Below are 19,879 nucleotides of genomic sequence, written 5' to 3'. Positions count from 1 at the left end.
GTAAACATTAAATTTTTATTAAATTCTTGAACTCTCTTCTTTTGGCAATCTTACTTCAAATATTGTTCTAATTACATTACTTTCTGCTGAAATCGTTCCATTATGCTGTTCAACAATATTTTTTGCAATAAATAACCCAAGGCCTGTACCACCTTGTTGCCCTGTTCTTGCTTTATCACCTGTATAAAGCATGTCAAAAAGATAGGGTAAATCTTCTTCTGGAATGCTATCTCCGTAATTAATAATTTGTACGATAACCTCTCCATTTTCAATATATCCATTCATATCAACAAATTGGCCATTATCTCCGTATCTAACCGCATTTGTTACAAGATTTTCAAATACTCGAGCTAACAAATTCCCGTCACCGTAAATATATAAATGAGGATTAACATTCAACCTAGCTTCTAAATGATGTTTCTCCAATAATGGATATAGTTCCTCATCTAATTGTATAAGCAATTCACTTATATTAATTGTTTTTTTATCTAACTTTAGCACGCCATAGTTCATTCGCGTAATTTCAAATAACTCATCAATTAAGCTTTCAAGTCGCTGTGATTTCGCAAATGCAATCATAGAAAAATGTTTAATTTGCTCCTTCGATAAACTCTCATCTTTAAGAATTAAATCTAAATAACCTAAAACAGATGTTAAAGGCGTTCTTAAATCATGAGCTAAGTTAACGACGAGCTGATCTTTACTACTTTCTGCAAAGTCACCTCTCTCAACAGCCTCTTTTAATTTTTCACTCGCTATATTCATTTCACGCGCAATCTCGCCAAATTCATCATTTGAAGTAATATGAACTTTCTTTGTAAAATCACCGTTAGAAAGATGGTGAATACCGTTAGAAATTTCATTAAAATATTTTAAGTATGGTTTTGTTAAAAAGAAAAAGAATACAACAGATAGTGGGATAAAACACATTAAAAAGAATTTAATATCTACAATTGGTCTAAATTGAGCTAAATAATCTTCGTAACGTACCATCGTTCTATAATAAAACTGTAATGCTTTATAAATTATATATGTTCCGCCAGCTGCTAACACCATGCTTAGCGCAAACAAAGCAATCATTTTAAAACGAAAACTTCTCATCATGTTAGCCATTGAACGTATAACCTACCCCCCATACCGTTTTTATTAACTTATCCTTTCTTGTATCCTCCCCAATTTTTTTTCGTAAAGTACGAATATGTACCGCAACTGTACTTCCACCATCGAAATAATCATCCGCCCACACTTGTTGAAAAATGTGTTCCACACTGTACACTTTCTTCGGATGACTCACTAATAAATATAAAATATCAAACTCTTTTGGAGTTAATTCAATTTGTTCGCCATATACAGTTACCTTTCGTTGATCAAGATTAATAGCCACTCCGCTTATTTCTAAAACGGATTTATTCTCCTCTACTTTCGGTTGATTTAACGTAAGAAATCGACGTAATTGTGCATTTACACGTGCAACTAATTCAATTGGTGCAAAAGGCTTTGTCATATAATCATCTGCACCTAGTACAAGACCTGTCACCTTATCAAAATCAGATGTTTTCGCGCTTAGGAAAATGATTGGCATATTATGTTTCATCCGAATTTGTCTTGCTACTTCATAACCATCCATTTTCGGCATCATAATATCTAAAATAACTAAATCAATTGGTTGCGATTGAATGATAAGAACTGCTTCTTCTCCATCAGTAGCTTTCACAACATGATAACCTTCTTTTTCTAAATGTATCCCAATTAATTCAGCAATTTCCACCTCATCATCCGCTATTAATATTGAAATCTGCTTCATTTTACTCTTCCTCTCATTCCTTTTTCATACGTTCAATTTTAAACTAGTCTATTTTGTTTATACCTTCTTAAAAGAGCTTTATTATGAAATCCTTACTTTTTTAAGATAATCTTGAGTACTATATTTCTTTATGCATTTATTTTTGCATGTTTATGTTTTGTTAACTTTGCAACAACCTCTACGATTTCACGCTGTATGGTAGAAAATGCAGAAAAACTAACAAAAATAAAGTATATTAGGGACAATAATTATATAATACGACAAAGTTTTCAGTAGGATTTCTTCATCCCAAGCCTAGCTAATGGACAGTTAGTTTAAAAAATAGCTAACTCCCTTTCATTATATCAATATATTTTATACCCTTACTTGTATTTCAACATAAAAACCGCTTCACTACTAGTGAAACGGTTTTTCCATTACTTATTTTTATGCATTCACTTCAGTTTTTCGTTCCTTTACTACACTACGTTTGAAAGCAGTCGCTAAAATAATAACCATACTTACTACGCCAATCCAAACGAGCACAGTAAGGGGTGTACTCCAGCTTAACCCTTTTCCAAAGAAGAATATTTCTCTAAGTCCTTCAATCATAAATCGCATTGGCAACCATGCGTACACCCAGTCTTGATAAAATGGCGACAACATTTCCGGTGCTAATGATAATAACGGTGCTCCGAAGAATAGTAACAGCGCGAATAGACCGATTCCCTTTAGTCCAACTATTGAAAGTACCGCCGATATCATTAAGAAGAAACTAAAAGATGTAATAGATAAGAACAACGCTGTATCCGTGAAATTCGAAATATTTAAACCTACCATGCCACCTGCAATCCATGTAAGACCGAACCCAATGACAAGTGTCGTGACAGCACCTGTTATGATTTGTTTTAGTTTTAATATGAAGCTTTCTTTTCTTGTACCTACTGGCATTTTACTTATCGCAATAAAGATAATTGCTGCGCTCGCTAAACTTGCAATCCATAACGGCTGGAATAAAGACATTGGCGAGTTACCGTTCGCACTATTTTTGCCGATTTCATTCACATTTGTCACTTTCTTTGCAATAGGTGTTATTACATTTGAAACTTGGTCTGCTGTTAATGTAGCTCCTTTTGCTTTCAATCCTTCTAATAGTTGTGTACGAACAGTATTGTTCATATTATCAACGATCACATTTAACATTTGCCCCGCCATAGTTGAAGCTGCTGTATTCATTCCTTGATTTATGAATATTTCTACCTCTGGCGAAGATGGCTGTGGTGTTCGTAATGATGCTTGTTTTGCGCTAAAGTCTTTCGGAATAACTAATGCTGCGTAATACTCTTGATTATTTAAACCTTTTTGAACTGCTTCTTTATTTTTCACTTCTACCCACTTCACCGCAGGTTCTTCCTCTGATTTTGATGTCTTTTTCATATTATCAACAATCGTTTGCCCCATATTCATCTTCGGTTGATTCGGAATTTCTACTCCTTGATCCTCATTTACAATTGCGATTGGCAAGTTTTTCGGCTGAGGTTGAACGGTTGGAAATAAAGTTAATAAAAAAATAAAAACAACAAGTAGTGCAATAACTGGTGATACATATAAAAGTTTATTTTTAAACATTTCTTTTCTCCTCCTATCATTTGATTTATAATAACCAACAACGTGTTGTTTATTTATATTTTGAATTATATGTTCGAGTTGAACCTTATACAATAATCAAAAATCGTGAATGTGTCGGTTATAAGACACATTCTTGAAAAGTGTTGAGAAAAATTAAGGAGGGACATGCTTTGCGCGATAGTAATTTAGATTTACGTGTTATTCGTACGAAAACTGCCATACGAAACGCATTGGTTGAGTTAATTGAAGAAAAAGGTTTTGAAGCCATTACAGTGAAAGATATTACAACGAAAGCAAACATAAATCGCGGTACTTTCTATGCACATTATCAAGATAAATTTGATTTAATGACAAAATGCCAAGAAGAAATTATGTATGAGTTTTCTAGCATTGCCAAACAGAGATTGCCTGAAGTTATTGCTGATCTTGGGTCAAATCCTTCCCCAACAATGCCGTTTATACTTATCACTTCTATTCTTGAATTTCTAAATGAAAATAGTGATTTTATGAAAGCTGTACTTAGCCCAAAAGGAGATTTATCTTTCCAAACAAAACTGAAAGACTTTATGTGGAAAACACTATTTGAAGATACGAATGGTGCTCTCATTAATAAGGAGAATTTACTTGTCCCAAGCCAATACTTAACTTCATATATGGCATCTGCTCATATAGGTGTCATTCAACAATGGTTAAATAACGGGCAAAAAGAAACACCTGAGGAAATTGCTCGTATTTTATCAACAATCGCAGTTCATGGACCTTTTTATGCGGCTGGCTTAAAAAAATAAGTCAGCTATATAATAAAAGATCATCCACTATAATAGCGGATGATCTTTTATTTCATTACAACACTTCAATATACCCTTCAGTCCCATGCACCCGAATTCGTTGCCCATCTTTTATTCGTTTCGTAGCATTCTCTACCCCGACGACTGCTGGTAATCCATATTCACGTGCAATCACTGCCCCGTGAGTCATAAGCCCGCCAACTTCGGTGACTAACCCTTTTATAGACACAAATAACGGTGTCCAGCCCGGGTCAGTAAAAGCAGTAACTAATATATCGCCCTCTTCTAAATTCGCTTCTTCCATGTTTAAAATAACGCGAGCTCTTCCCTCAATCACTCCTGAAGAAACAGGCAAACCTACAATCGCATCAGTTGGGAGGTTTTCTCGTTTATATTTGCCTGTAATGATTTCTCCATCAGACGTCATGATACGAGGAGGCATGAGTTTTTCATATAATTTGTACTCATTTTTTTGTTTATGAATAAGCGCGTAATCTAGTTTATTCGTGCGAACAACTTCGTGAAGTTCTTCAAAAGTTAAATAGTATATATCATCGACCTCACGAATGACACCGGTCTGCACAAGTTGCTCAGCTTCTTTCAATAATGCCTGCTTATATATAAAATAACGATTAATCATACCGTATTTTGGATATTCACGATAACCGATAAATTTACGGATATTACGAACCATCCGCTTCATCTCTTCTACTTTTTGCTTTCCATTTGGCAAGTGCTGCAATCGATTTACTAAATCTTCTTCTTTTTTCAATGCTTCTTGCAGCCCTTCTTCAAACTTCCGTTTACTAGCACCCGCTTCAAAGTCTCTTATATTATTTAAAATCATCGGGATAATTGTAGTTGGCTTTTCACTCCAGCGCGTTTTTGTAATATCGATTTCGCCGCTGCATCTCATGCCGTATTTATTTAGAAAAGTTAGAATGGCATCTCGAGCTTTTTCTCCGCCTTTAAACTTAACTAATTCATCTAAAAACCTATCATTTTCTACACGTTGTAAATACGTAATAACTTCTTGGTACGGCCGAATCACATCAGCAACGTCTAGTAATGCTAAACCCATTTCAGACGTAATATTATTTTGTACAGATTGAGAAAGCGTGTCTGCTGCATTCTTTTCGCCTAGCCATTGCTCCATCTTTTCATTCATCCATGTTGAAGCATTCATACCAGCCATAATAACAGCTATACTTTGCGGGTTAAATAATACTTTTTTTAATTGCTGAATGTCTTCCAAAATAAAATCAAGTACATCCACCCCTGATTTCATTTGCATGTTTCGTTTTAACTCTTCGATTGATGCTTCACTATTCTGTATTAAATTCGTAACAATTACTGGATCATTTTCGACATCTGGTTGCGAGCTTGCAGGTGGCACACTTTTACCTGCGCTCTTTCCTGTTTCATCATCTGGTAACAATGTAATAAAATCATCTCGCTCGACTACAGTCGTTAATGCATCTCTTATGAGCGGATCCGATTTCCCTAAAGTATTTATTAAGTAATCCCTGCTAGCAGGTGAAGCTAATCTTTGTGTAGCATCCACAAATAGCCTTCCCCCCGCTTTACGCATAGGAGCACTAGTCGTTAACAAGAAAAAAGATAACCCTAATGGTTTCATCGCATCGGTCATCATTTGTTGATGACCAACCGATATATACACATGATTTCCCTCATCATTTTCTTCAGGGATTGGATATAAAGTCGTGATTGGGCGACTTTGGACAATATAAAATGTATCATCAACTAAACACCATTCAATATCTTGCGGACGATCAAAATAAGCTTCAATCTGTCTTCCAATCTGTGCTAGTTGTAAAATTTGTTGTTCAGACAATGTTTGAATTTTTTGCTGAGCCGGATCAATCTGTTTCGTCTCCGTTCCGCCCTCTTTTAAAGCATAAATAGCTAATTTTTTAGTTGCTATCATCGTTTCGGTAATTTTGCCTTCTTTTACTTTATAATTATCAGCAGAGACCAGTCCTGATACTAATGCCTCACCAAGTCCAAAACTGGCATCAATTGATACTACCTTTCGGTTAGAAGTAACCGGATCAGCAGTAAATAAAATTCCCGAAGCCTTTGGGAAAACCATTTTTTGAACGACAACACATATAGAAACTTGATTATGTTCAAAATCATTTTGCATGCGGTACATAACTGCTCGCTCTGTAAATAAAGAAGCCCAGCACTTTCTTACATGCTGCAAAATCGCTTCTTTACCGATAATATTTAAATACGTATCTTGTTGACCAGCAAATGAGGCATACGGTAAATCTTCAGCCGTAGCACTAGAACGCACAGCATACGCATGTTCATTTCCAAAATGTGAGAGATAATGAGCTACCGCTTCCACTACATCAGTAGGGATTTCTACTGCCATAATGACTTCTCTAATCTTCTTACTCATTTCACCAATTTGAGCTCGCTCTTCCTTTTTCAACTTTGTTAGTTGCTGCAACAAAGTTTGAAGCTCCTCATTTTGCTCGATGGCCTTTTCATATCCTACCGTTGTAACACAAAATCCTTCTGGCACTTGTATCCCTTGAACGCTTGATAACTCCCCTAAATTCAATCCTTTTCCACCAACGAGTGCAAGCTGCGTGTTTTCTATTTCCTGAAAATCGAGAACGAAAGAACTCATTTACCATCTCTCCTTACTATGCATGTGTTCTTGATTGTAGCAGTAGTAAATACGAATAAACAGTCTATTTCGAACTTGATTTACATGATATAATTAAGTTAGGAAGAGATATTCCCCCCTCTAATTCACTTCAACTACATCACCAAACTTAAACATCCTTTGATTATGAAAAGTATCGGTACAAGTAATCGTCTTATTTAATGGATTTATATCAGCTACTGTTATGTAATTTTTATATAGATAGCCCTCTTTATAATATGTAAGTAAAACCTCTTCTTCACCTAAATATGAAATTAACAGCTTATTTTCAATCCTTTCTTTTGCATCTTGCGTTAAGATTGGACGCGGGACTTTTGTTTGCTCCTGTATCATGTCTTTAATACAGATGAACTGCTCTGGCATACTAGCAAACGGTTGCCACTTTACCATTCCTCTTCCTTTTGGCATATTAGCATTCTTCACGATTTGTGCCCTCCTAATAATGTGTTTTTATATCTTGCTGTTGCGACGCTTGTGTAAGAAATCCCACGTAAAATACTGTTCTTACCAAATCGTGTTCGAATTTCGTCCATCACCTTCGTTAATCTCATTTCTTTTTCTCTTTGTATAATGTTATCGAAAAGCGAAATTTGCTCTTCTCCTTCATTTATTAGATTTGTTAAGGAAAGGCTTACCGATCGAATCGGTTCTCCTGTATGCCTCTCGTATAAAAAATAGGTACAAACGTTGTAAATGTCCATCGTTAAATTTGTTGCTCTATTTAACGTATGTGCTTTTTTTATTCCTCCCCCGTATTCCCTACTATATCCGACTGAAAAATGAATCGTTTGCGCGTATTTCTTTTCGCTTTTCAATCTGTAACAAACTTCTTCTGTATGCTCTAATAAAATAACAGCGAACTCTTCTATTGAATAATCACGAAATAATATTTGGCTTTTTGCTATAGATGTTGTCGCTGGAACATATTTCTCTGCTATTCTGCTGAAATCAATCCCGTTACTATGCAAGTGTAATTCTTCTCCTATTACACCAAATGATTGTTTTAAATACTTCAATGGGTACTGCGCTAAATCCCCAATCGTATGTATACCTTTTCGATTTAATTTTATTTCCGTTTTATACGATATACCCCAAAATTTACTGAGCGGTCTAATACTCCATAACTTCTCGGGTATATCGTCATACGTCCACTGCGCTATTCCATCCCTATTCTTCTTCGCTTCCACATCCATCGCTACTTTACTCAATAATAAATTCGGACCGATACCAATCGTACTTTCAATCCGTGTACGTTCATATATTTCTCTCTTAAACTTTAATGCAAACTCGCACGGATTACTCGCAAACAAATGAATACTTGCGGTCATATCTATGAAAAACTCATCGATACTATATTGATGAAAATCTTCCGGCGCAACATACTGTAAAGCTAAGCCTGTTATGTAAGTTGAACATTTCATATACGTATGCATAATCGGATTTACAATAATAATATCTGGCCGCTTCGGTATTTCGTACAACCGTGCCATTTTCTTAATTCCTAACGCTTTTAGTGGCGGTGTTGCTGCTAATACAATTGATCCACTCCGGTTTACATCTCCTACAACAGCCAATTTCGTATATCGTGGATCAAGTCCTTTTTTAATACATGATACGCTTGCATAAAAGCTACGAAGATCTACACAAAGAATAATACGATTCGGTAAAAGAGAATAATCATACAAGGTTATCACCCCTAACAAAAAGAACGTTTGTTCTCATTGTACACGAACCTACGTTCTTTCTGAAGGTATTTTCATGAAAATTTTGGTTAAAATAACCGTACATGAACATTTTCCAAGAAAAAATTAAAGAATTCACCTCTATATTTTTTCTTGAAAAATGTAAATAGATACAAGAAGAAACAACTAGATTCTTCGTGAATAGATACGGTATTTTAGAACCCGTTCTTTAGTATTCAAACGAAATCCTGTATTTAATTCATAGTAGTAATATACTTATATAAGAAAGACTCATTGTACAGAGGTAATAAAGTTGTTCGATTTACAATAAAGTCGTTTAAAACATAATAAAGTTGTTTTAAACGACTTTATTATGTTATTCAACAATTGGGCCAGATTGTGAAATGAGAAAGGACTCTTGAGGATCATTCTTGAAGTTGTAAGTTATTCTTTTAAAGGGAAAATCGGAGTTACGATTACAAGGTAGAATCATGAAAGGGGTCTTCCTGTATGTTACCAATGGATAAACCTGGACAAATTATTATTATGAACGGTACTCCTAGATCTGGAAAATCTAGTATCGCCACTATAATCCAGAGCACGTTTAAAGGTGTGTGGATGAACTTAGGAGTAGATGGGTTCATGCAAATGACCCCAGAATGCTATCACCCAGGTATTGGGTTACGTCCTGGTGGCGAGCGACCCGATATTGAGCCCTTGGTTATACTTATGTATAAAGCCATGTATGAGTCTATTGCTGCACACAGTCGTTTAGGGATAAACATCGTAGTTGATGTTGGTCATCATGACAATTATTCCGTCCCACGGAGAATTTTGCCCGAATGTGCACGGATACTAAAGGGACTGCCAGTTATGTTTGTGGGGGTACATTGTCCAATTGAAATTATTATGAAACGACGGATAGAGACATGGAAAGTTGGTTACTCAGAAGATGGTTCAATCCCATTACCAGTAAAACTATGGCAAGAGTCCGTCCATGAGCTCGGTATTTATGACTTAGAAATCGATACTTCAGTACTAAACCCTGAAGATTGTGCTAATTTAATTCGCTTGAGGCTCGAAAATGGTCCAACTCCGACAGCATTTCAATTAATTGAACACATGGGAACTGGCTAATGCTTTGTTATGGTACGGATTACAGTATAAACCGCGTTTTTTCTATGAATCAGGTGATTATTTCACTCTGATATTGTAGATCAATCTTCCATTAGAGGGGATATTGTTGAAGAAACCTTAGATTTTCAAACGACTTTATTGTTATATTTTTGAGTACAGTGAAGTATCTTATATCGAAAATTAAACAACTATATTTTAATCCCGTCCTAAATTTAGAACGGGGTTATGCTTGTTTTAGGCTTTAAAATTTAATAGTTTTATTGTCTTTTTACACTCATTTCGAAAAAGATTACTATTTAGCAGTACTTGTTTATAGAAAATAAAATAATATTGGTTATTTTCTCAACGTTGTTTTCTAGTTTTATCATTCAAATTTAGACACATATTTATCTAGCCTACATAAACTAAAAGCGTATAATTGCATACTTTATCGATTTTTTATAACAATATCTCGAACGGACTATCATGAATCATAAATTTATTAACCCGGATACACGAATCATCTTCAATGAAATCCTGAATATCCAAGTAATATCGCGTGTATTTCTTTTAAAATAAACATTGGATACATTAAAATCACAGCCTGTTTTTTGAATGCTAAAGAAAGATTGTTTATCTGTATCTCCTCAATCGAATCCCTAATTATATAATTTTGTACAAGAAAGGAATTGAATTTATGCAAAATTTTAATTTCCTTTGTGAACAATTTGCTACAATACTTAAAGGGAAAGGTAAAAGAAATCAAGGTGGTTGTTCAGTGTCTTTTCACCGCGATTTTAGGGTGCTTGTTCAAGCAAAACCGAGTACTTCTGTAGTGCCCGTCGGAGTAAGTTTTGAATCGTTGGATCCAAATGGTAATGCATTAAATTTAGGCGAAATCGCTGTTCTACAAGAAGAAATTCCTGCATTTATGAAATCAATTGTACAACAAGGAATCATTGTAAGTGCTTTACATAATCACTGGCTGTACATGAATCCCTTAATTATGTATATTCATATCCAGTCGGTAGAGCCTCCATTACATTTTGCACAAAAGTTAGCCCATTCTTTTTTGTCCTTAAGTAGCTATCCTATCGCTAATAATGAGGGGCAATGATTGGTGTTTCGGATATATTTACACATTACATTTTCTACATGTGCGAACATCATAAAATTATTTCACTTTGTGCCCAAAAGAAAAAAACTGCCTATCAAATTTTTAGATAGGCAGTTTTTGAATCTATTAAAATAAAGTACCCTACTATTTTATAAAATACTATTCCCTAAACAAAAATACAGATTTGCAATTCACTTTGGCTTTCTTACCTCATATATTCCTCTAAAGTTAATTTTTCCTTATATATTTTTTGCAATATCTCCTACACAGCAAATACGCTAAGGCTCATACGCATAACCAGTTATATTTTCCTTTTCCTTTGGATAACGAATGATAAACCCTGCACACTAAAAGGTTTAGCGCACAGGTAATCTAGTTGTTTTTGAGATTAATAAAAACCTAATTTATTTTTTGAATTCTTCCATCAATAATAGACTGAATTGGTTCTTTTGATTTTTTTATATAATCTACTAATGCTTCAAAATCAGTTGGTCCTGTTTCAGCATCTTTACCGTTTTTAAAGGATACAAATCCATCTCCACCTGAAGCTAGAAATGCATTCGCAACTACGCTGTAAGTTTTAGAAGGAATAATTTCTTCTCCATCTGTTAAGCGGATACTTGTTACTTTTTCTCCATTAGGCTTGTTCGCATCCCAAGTGTATTGGATCCCTGAAATTTGAAGCATTCTTGTTATGTCTTTTTGCCATTGTTGATTTAAAATATCACGAATGTCTTGGCCTGTTAAATTTACTTTTATTAATTGATTTCCGAATGGTTGAATACCATATATCTCTCCCCATGTAATATCACCAGCATCTAAGTCATTACGAATACCACCAGGATTCATAAGAGCAATTTGGGATTGCATTGTTGCACGCTGGGCATCAGCAACTAAATTTCCGAGAGTAGATTCACCAGCCGTATTTAGTTTGCGATCTAGTGGAGCAATAGACTTGCCTACAACTTCATTAACAAGAGGTGCGATTTTTGCTTGATATTTCTCCATCTTCTTCTTTATTTTTTTATCAGGCTCCATGCCTTCATGGTAAGTTGTAACAATTTCTGCTTTTTTCTCAACAATATCTTGTGTCTTACGATCAATCTTTACATCAACATCAGCAAAAGCCATACCATAAGAATTTGCTTGTACGACAAGTTTATTATTAACAGTTCCATTTACATAAGTGTGGCTATGCCCACCAAAAATAACATCGACTTCTGGATCAGTCTCATTTGCTAATCGGACGATATCACCATTTGTTACGCCGTTCCCATCTGTTGTACCTCCGTTATGCGCAAGAACAACGATAGATTTAACGCCTAGTTTTTTTAATTGCTTTACGGATTTGTTAATAGCTTCAACTTCATCTGTAATTTCTACATTCTTTAGCATAGTAGGCATAACAAGGTTAGGAACATCCGTTGTTACGACTCCGATAAATCCAACAGGAACTCCTTGTACCTTTTTTATAGTGAATGGTGGTAAAAATAAACGACCGGTGGATTTATTATATAAATTTGCAGCAACATATGGGAATTTTGCTCCTTTAAAATTCCCTGTTTTCTCATGGTATCCACCATAAATAAGGCGGTTCATTTCCGCAACACCTTCATCAAATTCATGATTTCCTATAGTTCCAACATCGAATTTCAAATCATTTAGAAATTCAATCGTAGGTTCGTCTTGTAATAATGCTGAAACAGGAGTACTTGCTCCAACAACATCGCCAGCATGTACCTTTAATGTATTCGGATTTTGTTTTTCACGATCACGTAAATAAGCCCCTAAGTACTCAATTCCCCCTGCATCTTTATTGTTAATTTTTTTTACAGTGTCTACCTGCCCATGAAAATCGTTAATACCGAGCATTTGCACATCTATGTAGCGGTTTGGTTCTGTACTTGCTTGTGCTGAAGGCGCAGCAAATACACTAGTAAAAGTAACTGTACTTATTGCTAAAGCAACTGGAATGATTTTTTTCAACATAAAATTTCTCTCCCCTAATTAAAATCAGACATAATACGATGTTATTTTAATATATTAAGAGGATTATTTCTATAAAAATTCAACTAATTATAAAAATTAATAAGATTTTATTGTTTTCTGACAAAAAAATCTTTGTTTTGAGGATTATTCAAAATATTATCTTGATAGTAATATAGCAATACATCTAAGAGGTCTAAAAAAACTCTAACCATTACATTTTAGCTGTTAAGAAGATTATTCAATTCGAAATTAATGAGTATTTTTCAAGATAACATCTCAATATCACCATTTAAAAATGAATAGAAATTTCATAATGGAAGATTACCGTGGTGCACTACTCCTAATTTAAAAAGATGCTCCTGGATTTATCCAAGAGCATCTTTTATAAAGCTTTATTTTTACTTGTTTATAATTTATCAATTAACAATTATATAGTTGTAATCAGTCCTTTAAAAATGATAGGAGTGCTTCATTAAATTCTTTGGCATGCGTTGCATTTAGCCCATGTGGACCACCCTTTATTAACGCTACTTTAGAATTAGGAATTGCTTCATGTGTTAACTTCCCACTATATTCAAATGGTACAGTTGCATCTGAATCACCATGAATAACAAGGGTAGGTATATTAACCTTGGCTAAATCGCCTCTGAAGTCTGTTTTGCTGAAAGCAGCGATACAATCTAGTGTCCCTTTAGGTGATGCACCCGCAGCGATATCCCTATTGTAAAGTCGAAATGGTTCACTAACTAAGTCAGTTCGATCTCCAGCAGCAAAAAATCCTTTCGTAAACTCATCAAGGAATGCTAGGCGATCACTTTTTACTCCATTTTCAAATCCTTGAATTGCTACATCATCTAATACACCCTCAGGATGATCAGCTGACTTATAAAGAAATGGTGGTACAGCTCCTGCAAATACAGCCTTCTCTACTCTATTGGTTCCATATTTTCCAATATACCAGGCTACCTCGCCTCCACCCATAGAAAAACCAACAAGTGTGACATTTTGAAGCTCTAACTGTTCTAATAGTTGATGTAAATCAGAAGTAAAGGTATCATATTCATACCCTTCCCACGGCTGAGATGATTTTCCAAAACCTCGACGATCATATGTTATAACTCTGTATCCAGCCTCAACAAGAGCGGGAACTTGGTATTCCCAAGATCGACCACTTAGCGGCCAACCATGAATTAGTACAACTGGTTTTCCTATGCCATGATCCTCATAATATATCTCAATTGGTGCTTGATTTTCGGTTCCTACAGTAATCTTTGCCATTCTTCTACCTCCAAAAAATATTTTAATATATATCCTTTTCTTCAATAATCCGGATGAATCTCGTAACCTATTTATGCGTGTTTATGTTGTTAACTCTAAGCATGGAACAATTCCCCATTTAATAGCTTTTTCATCTTGAAATAATTGCTGAACATTCCTCCTGTTCAATTCTAATAACAAAAATAGGTAACTATCAATATCGTTCTATCTATAGAATGTATAGGTAAAACCAATCAATTTTATGGTGAAAATAACTATAGTTACCATCTATCCGAATTATAGATAATTTAGAATTGATTAATGAATCGGTTTTCAAATACTATAAATTTGTATAGCGCTTCATATTCTGTGAATGCTGTTATAACTAATATTATCGTTCAGCTTAGTTACAAACTAATCGTAACAAACGAAGAAAATCATGATAATATTTGACTATTTAAACTTTCTTCGATTACTTAATTTTTAGGAGGAATACATAATGACTGATCTCTATTCTCGTATTAACAAAGATGATGCTGTCGTGCTTTTAGTAGATCATCAAACTGGTCTTATGTCCGGACTAGTACGTGACTATGGTGTTGATGAATTTAAGAACAATGTTTTAGCTCTTGCTCACACTGCTAAGTTTTTTGATTTACCAGTTATTTTAACAACTAGCTTTGAAAACGGACCTAATGGACCTTTAATGCAAGAATTGGTTGATCTCTTTCCTCACGCACAAAAAATAGCTCGACCTGGACAAATTAATGCATGGGATAATGATGATTTTGTAAAAGCAATCGAAGAAACTGGAAAAAAACAACTTATCATCGCGGGCGTAGTTACGGACGTTTGTGTTGCTTTCCCGGCACTTTCCGCTATAAAAGCTGGATATGAAGTATTTGCTGTTACTGATGCTTCAGGAACTTTCAGTAAACAAGTTGCAGATGCTGCCAATACTCGTATGGCACATAATGGCGTGCAACTTATGAACTGGTTTAGCGTAGCTTGCGAATTACAACGCGATTGGCGAAACGATGTTGAAGGTTTTGGCAATTTACTTGCTAGTAATCTTCCCGGCTATCAAAATATAATTGGAAGCTATTTAGGAGCTCAACGAGACCTTAGTAAACAAAATGCATAAATGTATTTCAAAGAAATAGCTTTAAATCACTTTCAAAAAAATGGATAGTATAAATTTAGTGCTGATTAAGTCAGCACTCTCTTTTAAATTAAAAAGTATAGTAAAGCTTTTATTTTTACGATTACAGCTTATATTGACAGAAAATACATTACTTTCTAAATTTAATCTTAAATAATAAAAAAGGAGCGTTTTATTATGAGTAATTTCGAATTGTTAAATCCGGAGAACAGTGCCTTAATTTTGATTGATTTTCAACCTCAAATGACTTTTGGAGTTGCAAGTATTGATAGACAAACATTGATTAATAACGTTATGCTACTTGCTAAATCAGCAAAAACTTTTAACGTACCTACTATTCTTACTACAGTTGAGACACGCAGCTTTTCTGGTTATTTTTGGCCGCAAATTCTTGACATATTCCCAAACCATGAAATTATAGAACGCAGTTCAATGAACTCTTGGGAAGATCCAAAATTTGTTGAAGCAGTTAAAGCAACAGGTAGAAAGAAATTAATATTTGCAGCACTTTGGACTGAAGTTTGCCTTGCATTCCCTGTGCTTGAAGCAATTAAAGCTGGCTATGAGGTGTATGCAGTTGATGATGCTTCAGGTGGTACTAGTTTGACAGCACATAACGCTGCTATGCGTCGTGTAGAACAAGCTGGTGCAATTCCAGTAACAGCAATTCAAGTTTTACTTGAATATCAACGTGACTGGGCACACAAAGACACTTATGATGCGGTAATGGAGATTGTAAAAGAACACACTGGTGCTTATGGTCAAGGCGTAGAATACGCATATACTATGGTGCATGGTGCGCTTCCAAGCAGGAAAATATGAAACAAGAAGGAGTAGCTGTCGAGGAGACTTATACAGAGAACACGATGGATGCTGCTGATCCAGTAACAACGATTGTTACATGGAAAATTCAACAAGGTAAAGAAAAACAGTTTGAAACATGGAGACATGAAATCGAAGCTGCCGCTACTAAATTCCCAGGGCATTTAGGTGTAAATCTAATAGTCCCTAATAATGCATCCAGAGAGTATACTGTTATTTTTCGCTTTGATACGTATGAGCATCTACGTGCTTGGCAAGAATCAGATGTTCGCCGAGATTTGTTAAAAACGGCAGAACAATTTCAAGTTACTAATCCGAGGTACAAAACTGAAAGCAGTTTGGCCTATTGGTTTGTTACTCCGAAAACGCCAGTTCCACCGCCAAAATGGAAAATGTCTATCGTTACCCTTCTGGGTGTATGGCCTCTTAGCATGTTAGTTCCTAAATTGATAGGACCTATTATAAAACATATGAATCCTATTATGTCCGCTTTTTTCGTTTCTGTATGTATAGTGTCCTTGCTATCATGGGTAGTTATGCCGATTTTCGGTAAATTATTTCATCCATGGTTACAAAATAATAGGAAGTAGACGAGGTGTGAATATGAATTTACCGGATATGATCTTATATAACGGAAAAATTACTACCCTTGATCCCTCTCAACCTGAGGTGTCTGCTATCGCCATAGCTGATGGTTTAATAACTGCAGTAGGTGGAGATGAGCTTCTTGATAGTGCCACAGAAAAAACAAAAAAAATAGACCTTAAAAGAAAGAGAGCTATTCCGGGCCTGAATGACTCTCATATACACGTTATTCGTGGCGGTCTTCATTATAATATGGAATTACGATGGGAAGGTGTGCCTTCACTTGCCATTGCTCTCGAAATGCTCAAAGAACAGGCAAGGCGTACACCTGCTCCTCAGTGGGTAAGAGTAGTTGGAGGTTGGTCTGAATTTCAATTTAAAGAGAGACGGTTGCCAACTTTGGAAGAGATTAATGCTGTTTCTGAAGACACACCTGTCTTTGTGCTACATCTTTACGATAGAGCACTTGTAAATCGTGCTGGGCTGCGTGCACTGGGATACACAAAAGATACCCCAGACCCTCCAGGCTGCTTAATTGAGCGGGATAAACGAGGTAATCCAACGGGCCTTTTAATTGCAAATCCTAACGCTTCTATTCTTTATTCAAGTCTGGGTAAAGCTCCAATACTTAATTTTGACGACCAGATTAATTCAACTCGCCATTTTATGCGCGAATTAAATAGATTAGGTATTACAAGTGCCATTGACGCAGGTGGTGGTTTCCAAAATTACCCTGATGACTACAAAGTTGTTGAACATTTAGCCGAGAAAGAACAATTAACTTTGCGCATTGCTTATAATCTATTTACGCAAAATCCTAATCATGAATATGAAGACTTTGCTTCATGGGCAAAAATTGTTTCTCCCGGTCAAGGAACTGATAAGTATAAAATGAATGGTGCCGGAGAAATGTTAGTATTCTCGGCAGCTGATTTTGAAAAATTTCAAATGCCACGGCCTGAACTAGCTACGATGATGGAAGCTGACTTAAAGAAAGTAATTTCTTTATTGGTGGAAAACCGTTGGCCATTCCGTTTACATGCAACTTATGACGAGTCAATCACACGTTTCTTAAATGTATTTGAGGAAGTCAACAAAGAAATTCCTTTTAATGGTCTACGATGGTGGTTTGACCATGCAGAAACAATCTCAGATCGTAGTATGGAACGTGTTAAGGCTTTAAATGGCGGTATTGCCATCCAAGACCGCATGGCTTTTCAAGGTGAATACTTTGTTGATTTATACGGAAAGGAAGCTGCAAAGCGTACTCCTCCAATTTATCGTATGTTAGACCTAGGTATACCTGTTGGCGCTGGTAGTGATGCAACTAGGGTTTCCAGCTATAACCCTTGGGTCGCTCTTTATTGGATGGTTGCCGGAAAAACCATTGGTGGTCTTTCGATATACGATGAAAAAAATAAACTTGATAGAAAAATAGCCCTGGAATTATATTCAAAAGGAAGTGCGTGGTTCTCTGGTGATGAAGGTAAAAAGGGAACCCTTACAGTAGGTCAGTTTGCTGATATTGCTGTATTGTCTGCTGACTACTTTACTGTGCCAGAAGAAGAAATCAAAGACCTTGAATCATTACTCACCATTATGGGTGGGCAGGTTGTTTATGGAAATGATGAATTTAAAAATTTATCACCTGAATTGCCGCCAGCATCACCTGATTGGTCACCGACGGGAGTTTATGGTTATGGTGGTGCTAACCTAGCCCACACTATACTTTCTCACGATGCCCATGATCACAAGTTACATAGTTGCAGTAACCCTCTCCATCAACACACTCATACTGTAATAGGAAAAGATGGAACTAAATGGGGTATTGGTTGTACTTGTTTTGCTTTCTAAGTCAAACCCACCGGTATAATGCCGGTGGGTTTCTTTCTACAATAAGGATATGTAGATTTGAAGTAGCATTGTATATCCCTAATTGAATCTATTACTATGCGAGAAGACCGAAGAGTTGATAGATTAACTTGACTTGTTTTTTACAGCCTTCTCTCCAGGCAAAGTCTGTCCTTTTCCCTTAAGTAAAAATCAATGGGATTCCCATTTGAATCGATCACACCACACATATAAAGCCACTGCCCTTTGACTTTAATATAGGTTTCACCTCAAGACTTATAGATTTTTTCAAATTTTACACTAGAATCATTATTATTTCTATTATACTGATACTTTTTCAGGATCATTTAACTTTTGCATAAAGATACGTGCTGCAAAACTTAAAAATTTATCATCAAAGTGAATAAGATTAATATCTTGACTTGGTGTCGGATCAATAATACGAACTATACTCAAATTATCATTATTAACAAAGTCAACTAGTGAAAGAGGTATTATGGCAACGCCATGTCCATTATATACAAGGCTCAATAGAGAAATAGAAGATTTTGTTTCTATATTTGCTTCAGATAAAGATAACCCTAAACTCTCAGAATATATCTTAATAGATTCACGACAACTACATGAAACCATTATTCTACTCAGCCCTGCTAATTCTCGAAAAGAAACAAATGATTTTTCATTCAAAGGATGTTTTTTTGGAATTACAAGGACGAGCTCTTCGCTATACAAAAGGGTGCTTGTTAATGTGTCTGGAATTTGAGCACTACGTGTGATCCCTAAATCAATATTTTTGTCAACGATTTGATTTACAGCAACTTCGGATTCTATAATTTTTACTATAATGTTGGGATAATGTTGTTGAAACTTCATAATATAAGGTGTTAAATAAGTGAGGTCCTCTAATAAACCTCCTATAGTAATCACACCTCTTTTTACACCCTTTAATTCAAAAATTTCATTATAAACGTCATCAAATTGTTGCATGATAAATTTTCCTTTATCAAATAGCAGCTTACCCGCTTCTGTCATTTTGATACCTCTTCCAACTCGATGAAACAAGGGTGTATCAAGTTCACCTTCTAACACACGTATTTGCTGACTTAAAGTCGGCTGTGAAATACCTAGAACTTCCGCAGCTTTAGTAAAACTATTATTATTACAAACTTGAATAAAATACTCTAAATGACGTAATTCCATTCTTGATACCCACTCTCCGCTTTATGAAAGATTTATAATGAAAAGGACAATATGTATACGTTAACATAACAACTTTATTACCTACTACACTAATTGCAATTACATAATTTTTTTATTTTGTATTACAACAAATTTACTACTATTTATTAATTTTTCCTCCTATTTATTTAATTTATATTTAATTAGGATATTACTAA

The 19,879-nt window shown here is 35.2% G+C and carries 16 protein-coding genes and 2 pseudogenes; 7 read left to right on the top strand and 11 right to left on the bottom strand.

What is annotated here, in order from left to right; genetic code table 11:
• Positions 1-18: 18 nt before the first annotated feature.
• The 3 genes from JDS99_RS12750 to JDS99_RS12740 form a co-directional block, all read right to left on the bottom strand.
• Positions 19-1,113 (bottom strand): HAMP domain-containing sensor histidine kinase, encoded by a 1,095-nt coding sequence (locus tag JDS99_RS12750; protein WP_199695171.1) that lies wholly within the window; start codon positions 1,111-1,113, stop codon positions 19-21.
• Positions 1,106-1,804, bottom strand: coding sequence for a response regulator transcription factor (locus tag JDS99_RS12745; protein ID WP_149212679.1), 699 nt, complete (start codon positions 1,802-1,804; stop codon positions 1,106-1,108). The genes JDS99_RS12750 and JDS99_RS12745 overlap by 8 nt, the downstream gene beginning before the upstream one ends.
• A 426-nt stretch (positions 1,805-2,230) precedes the next feature.
• Positions 2,231-3,412: a YhgE/Pip domain-containing protein gene (locus JDS99_RS12740; RefSeq protein ID WP_199695170.1), complete on the bottom strand. Its 1,182-nt coding sequence runs from the start codon at positions 3,410-3,412 to the stop codon at positions 2,231-2,233.
• 170 nt (positions 3,413-3,582) lie between these two features.
• Here JDS99_RS12740 and JDS99_RS12735 point away from each other — a divergent pair, with 170 nt between their 5' ends.
• The gene (locus tag JDS99_RS12735; RefSeq protein ID WP_199695169.1) at positions 3,583-4,200 is read left to right on the top strand and encodes a TetR/AcrR family transcriptional regulator; all 618 of its coding nucleotides are present in this window, start codon (positions 3,583-3,585) and stop codon (positions 4,198-4,200) included.
• Positions 4,201-4,255: 55 nt separating this feature from the next.
• Here JDS99_RS12735 and ppsA read toward each other — a convergent pair whose 3' ends face one another.
• The 3 genes from ppsA to JDS99_RS12720 all read right to left on the bottom strand — a co-directional run bounded on the left by ppsA (position 4,256) and on the right by JDS99_RS12720 (position 8,586).
• Entirely contained in the window at positions 4,256-6,862 is a 2,607-nt protein-coding gene (gene ppsA, locus JDS99_RS12730; RefSeq protein ID WP_199695168.1) for a phosphoenolpyruvate synthase, read from the bottom strand.
• 120 nt (positions 6,863-6,982) lie between these two features.
• Positions 6,983-7,324, bottom strand: coding sequence for a YolD-like family protein (locus tag JDS99_RS12725; RefSeq protein ID WP_199695167.1), 342 nt, complete (start codon positions 7,322-7,324; stop codon positions 6,983-6,985).
• Positions 7,321-8,586 carry a Y-family DNA polymerase gene (locus JDS99_RS12720; RefSeq protein ID WP_199695166.1) on the bottom strand — a complete coding sequence of 422 codons (1,266 nt, stop codon included), beginning with the start codon at positions 8,584-8,586 and terminating at the stop codon, positions 7,321-7,323. Before JDS99_RS12720 ends, JDS99_RS12725 begins: the two co-directional genes overlap by 4 nt.
• A 507-nt stretch (positions 8,587-9,093) precedes the next feature.
• Between JDS99_RS12720 and JDS99_RS12715 the strand changes: the two genes are divergently transcribed.
• Together JDS99_RS12715 and JDS99_RS12710 are read left to right on the top strand one after the other, a co-directional pair.
• Positions 9,094-9,720: a chloramphenicol phosphotransferase CPT family protein gene (locus JDS99_RS12715; RefSeq protein ID WP_087953209.1), complete on the top strand. Its 627-nt coding sequence runs from the start codon at positions 9,094-9,096 to the stop codon at positions 9,718-9,720.
• 676 nt (positions 9,721-10,396) lie between these two features.
• Positions 10,397-10,816, top strand: a complete 420-nt coding sequence (locus JDS99_RS12710) for a DUF1259 domain-containing protein (RefSeq protein WP_088063898.1) — start codon at positions 10,397-10,399, stop codon at positions 10,814-10,816.
• Positions 10,817-11,021: 205 nt separating this feature from the next.
• Here the strand turns inward: JDS99_RS12710 and JDS99_RS31720 are convergent.
• The 3 genes and pseudogenes from JDS99_RS31720 to JDS99_RS12700 form a co-directional block, all read right to left on the bottom strand.
• Positions 11,022-11,160 (bottom strand): annotated as a pseudogene (locus JDS99_RS31720) (M15 family metallopeptidase); the annotation flags it as partial.
• Positions 11,161-11,215: 55 nt separating this feature from the next.
• Complete coding sequence (locus JDS99_RS12705; protein WP_098133157.1) at positions 11,216-12,805, bottom strand: bifunctional metallophosphatase/5'-nucleotidase; 1,590 nt, start codon at positions 12,803-12,805, stop codon at positions 11,216-11,218.
• A 441-nt stretch (positions 12,806-13,246) separates the two neighbouring features.
• Positions 13,247-14,083, bottom strand: coding sequence for an alpha/beta fold hydrolase (locus JDS99_RS12700; RefSeq protein WP_199695165.1), 837 nt, complete (start codon positions 14,081-14,083; stop codon positions 13,247-13,249).
• Between the two features lie 478 nt (positions 14,084-14,561).
• Here JDS99_RS12700 and ycaC point away from each other — a divergent pair, with 478 nt between their 5' ends.
• The 4 genes from ycaC to JDS99_RS12680 all read left to right on the top strand — a co-directional run bounded on the left by ycaC (position 14,562) and on the right by JDS99_RS12680 (position 18,485).
• Positions 14,562-15,206 (top strand): isochorismate family cysteine hydrolase YcaC, encoded by a 645-nt coding sequence (gene ycaC / locus JDS99_RS12695; protein WP_000131218.1) that lies wholly within the window; start codon positions 14,562-14,564, stop codon positions 15,204-15,206.
• A gap of 195 nt (positions 15,207-15,401) precedes the next feature.
• On the top strand, positions 15,402-16,046 hold the full coding sequence (locus tag JDS99_RS12690) for a hydrolase (protein ID WP_149212675.1): 645 nt from the start codon (positions 15,402-15,404) through the stop codon (positions 16,044-16,046).
• Positions 16,043-16,636, top strand: coding sequence for an antibiotic biosynthesis monooxygenase (locus JDS99_RS12685; RefSeq protein ID WP_199695164.1), 594 nt, complete (start codon positions 16,043-16,045; stop codon positions 16,634-16,636). The genes JDS99_RS12690 and JDS99_RS12685 overlap by 4 nt, the downstream gene beginning before the upstream one ends.
• 13 nt (positions 16,637-16,649) lie before the next feature.
• Positions 16,650-18,485, top strand: coding sequence for an amidohydrolase (locus JDS99_RS12680; RefSeq protein ID WP_199695163.1), 1,836 nt, complete (start codon positions 16,650-16,652; stop codon positions 18,483-18,485).
• Between the two features lie 179 nt (positions 18,486-18,664).
• Here JDS99_RS12680 and JDS99_RS12675 read toward each other — a convergent pair.
• Positions 18,665-18,748: pseudogene (locus tag JDS99_RS12675) on the bottom strand (DDE-type integrase/transposase/recombinase); the annotation flags it as partial.
• 55 nt (positions 18,749-18,803) lie between these two features.
• Entirely contained in the window at positions 18,804-19,682 is an 879-nt protein-coding gene (locus JDS99_RS12670) for a LysR family transcriptional regulator (protein WP_088063904.1), read from the bottom strand.
• Positions 19,683-19,879 lie beyond the last annotated feature (197 nt).

Origin of the sequence: Bacillus cereus group sp. N6 (genome assembly GCF_016483705.1) — a bacterium.
In the GTDB taxonomy this organism is placed as follows: Bacteria; Bacillota; Bacilli; order Bacillales; family Bacillaceae_G; genus Bacillus_A; species Bacillus_A wiedmannii.
This window is presented reverse-complemented; position numbering and strand designations above follow the sequence as displayed.

Excerpts from the sequence above, each read along its gene's own strand:
- JDS99_RS12750 (WP_199695171.1), bottom strand. The coding sequence starts at position 1,113 with ATGGCTAACATGATGAGAAGTTTTCGTTTTAAAATGATTGCTTTGTTT.
- JDS99_RS12745 (WP_149212679.1), bottom strand. The coding sequence starts at position 1,804 with ATGAAGCAGATTTCAATATTAATAGCGGATGATGAGGTGGAAATTGCT.
- JDS99_RS12740 (WP_199695170.1), bottom strand. The coding sequence starts at position 3,412 with ATGTTTAAAAATAAACTTTTATATGTATCACCAGTTATTGCACTACTT.
- ppsA (WP_199695168.1), bottom strand. The coding sequence starts at position 6,862 with ATGAGTTCTTTCGTTCTCGATTTTCAGGAAATAGAAAACACGCAGCTT.
- JDS99_RS12715 (WP_087953209.1), top strand. The coding sequence starts at position 9,094 with ATGTTACCAATGGATAAACCTGGACAAATTATTATTATGAACGGTACT.
- JDS99_RS12710 (WP_088063898.1), top strand. The coding sequence starts at position 10,397 with ATGCAAAATTTTAATTTCCTTTGTGAACAATTTGCTACAATACTTAAA.
- JDS99_RS12705 (WP_098133157.1), bottom strand. The coding sequence starts at position 12,805 with ATGTTGAAAAAAATCATTCCAGTTGCTTTAGCAATAAGTACAGTTACT.
- JDS99_RS12700 (WP_199695165.1), bottom strand. The coding sequence starts at position 14,083 with ATGGCAAAGATTACTGTAGGAACCGAAAATCAAGCACCAATTGAGATA.
- ycaC (WP_000131218.1), top strand. The coding sequence starts at position 14,562 with ATGACTGATCTCTATTCTCGTATTAACAAAGATGATGCTGTCGTGCTT.
- JDS99_RS12690 (WP_149212675.1), top strand. The coding sequence starts at position 15,402 with ATGAGTAATTTCGAATTGTTAAATCCGGAGAACAGTGCCTTAATTTTG.
- JDS99_RS12685 (WP_199695164.1), top strand. The coding sequence starts at position 16,043 with ATGAAACAAGAAGGAGTAGCTGTCGAGGAGACTTATACAGAGAACACG.
- JDS99_RS12680 (WP_199695163.1), top strand. The coding sequence starts at position 16,650 with ATGAATTTACCGGATATGATCTTATATAACGGAAAAATTACTACCCTT.
- JDS99_RS12670 (WP_088063904.1), bottom strand. The coding sequence starts at position 19,682 with ATGGAATTACGTCATTTAGAGTATTTTATTCAAGTTTGTAATAATAAT.